The sequence below is a fragment of the Glaciimonas sp. Gout2 genome (assembly GCF_035018905.1).
In the GTDB taxonomy this organism is placed as follows: Bacteria; Pseudomonadota; Gammaproteobacteria; order Burkholderiales; family Burkholderiaceae_D; genus Glaciimonas.
Window position 1 is genome coordinate 1 of the sequence record NZ_JASJXA010000145.1, and the last position, 306, is coordinate 306.

Genomic DNA, 306 nt, shown 5'->3' on the forward strand with positions numbered 1-306 from the left:
GCCTGCAAGTTCAAGAGCAACGTCAACTGTGGCTGCGCCTGCAAGTTCAAGAGCAACGTCAACTGTGGCTGCGCCTGTAAGTTCAAAGGCAACGTCAACTGTGGCTGCGCCTGCAAGTTCAAAGGCAACGTCAACTGTGGCTGCGCCTGTAAGGTCAAAGGCAACGTCAACTGTGGCTGCACCGGCGATTGCGTTGGTATTGACGGTTTTGATATTTGGGTTTTGTTTTGAATTATTTTTTTGTGTTTGAAAGATTGCGTGATTAATAGTGGAGCTTTGAAAAAATCGTCAATTTCTTCTACGCGT

General features: G+C 46.7%; 1 protein-coding gene. It reads right to left on the bottom strand.

Features of this window, described 5'->3' with window-relative positions:
- The coding region (locus tag QN379_RS23535) for a hypothetical protein (RefSeq protein ID WP_323507780.1) at positions 1–182 on the bottom strand (182 nt) is incomplete at its 3' end.
- Positions 183–306: the final 124 nt, after the last annotated feature.